This is a genomic window from Terrimonas ginsenosidimutans (assembly GCF_022012415.1).
GTDB lineage: Bacteria > Bacteroidota > Bacteroidia > Chitinophagales > Chitinophagaceae > Terrimonas_A > Terrimonas_A ginsenosidimutans.
In genome coordinates this window covers 1-1,265 of record NZ_JAKLTR010000050.1, presented here as the reverse complement: position 1 = coordinate 1,265, position 1,265 = coordinate 1, and the positions used below count along the sequence as shown (strand labels likewise).

The 1,265-nt window shown below is 43.0% G+C and carries 1 protein-coding gene; it reads right to left on the bottom strand.

All coding sequences use genetic code 11. The features are described 5' to 3' along the window. Positions 1 to 62: 62 nt before the first annotated feature. Positions 63 to 1,049, bottom strand: coding sequence for an IS110 family RNA-guided transposase (locus LZZ85_RS28270; protein ID WP_237877513.1), 987 nt, complete (start codon positions 1,047 to 1,049; stop codon positions 63 to 65). Between the last annotated feature and the right edge of the window lie 216 nt (positions 1,050 to 1,265).

Genomic DNA, 1,265 nt, shown 5'->3' with positions numbered 1-1,265 from the left:
GCGTATTCTAAGATCACGATGTCGCCAAAATTATTTTAGTTTTTTAGGGTTGGATTAAAAAATTAAGCTGCAAGCTGCTGAACATAGGGTGTTTGTCTTTTAACAATAGAGAAAATACGCGCTACGAGTTTAGCCCTGATGATATTGATACAACTCATTTTCCGTTTTCCTTCAGCGAGTCGTCGCTGATAGTATTGGCGTAATTCTTCATTATGGTTAATCGCGCTGTAGGCGGCGAGTGTAAATAGTCGTTTGGCTTCTTTGTTAGCCAAATGGCTGACCCTTGCCCGTCCGCGGATGCTGGTTCCGCTATCGTGTTTAAAAGGAGCCATGCCGGCATAACAGTTGAACTTTCGGGCGTTGGCAAATTTCTTGAAGTTAGCCGTATAGCAGATCATGGAGGCGGCGATCAGCCATCCTATCCCCTTAACGCTCTGTAGTAGCTTGCTGGTCTTATCCAGCGCAGGTTCTGCTTTTATCAACGCCTTGATCTGTTCTTCAACCTCATCAATACTTTTTTTTAAATAGTCAATTACTTTCTGCTGACTTTTTATTTCAAAAGCCAGACAGCACGAAGAAGATGTCGCCTTTGTCTCTTTTAGGCGGCAGACATACCCAGCTCTGTCACGCACTAATTTAGCGCGCAGGCTTAATAACGACTGTAGTTGCTGAAGCTGTGGCTGTAAAGGATCCTGGGCTTGCAGTATATCTCTACGCAACCAGCCGTACTCAGCAATACGCTGCGCGTCTACCCGATCGCTTTTGCCACGGGTAATACCCAGGGATCTTTTGATTTGCAAAGAGGATAATTTACAATAACCAATTCCCTGTTCTTGTAAAAATGTCTCCAACCGATGACTGTAGCGGCCTGTGTGCTCCATCACCACCAGCACGTCTTTAGTATCTGCCATAAAATCACTGAGTTGTGATAGAAATTTGTAAAACCCTTCCGTCTCATTAGTGATCTGAAAGAAGATCTCAAAAGGTTTAAAATAAATGTCCAGCGTCAATTTAGACACGTCGATACCAACAATTAAAGGTTGTTTCATAACTTCGATTTAAGCTTAAAAATGGTTGACAACCTCCAAGACCTTTAACAGACCCTCCAGGTCTGAAATTCTAAACGGAGCGCGTCAACTTTGAACAAGAAGTGGGGACTAATACGCAAGATTGAGTCTCTAGCTCAGCTCGCCGCTAAGTTCACCCCGCTTCTTGTTCTAATTTCAGCTAAAATCTTTGTTCAAAGAATTTCTTCTATCTAAAGG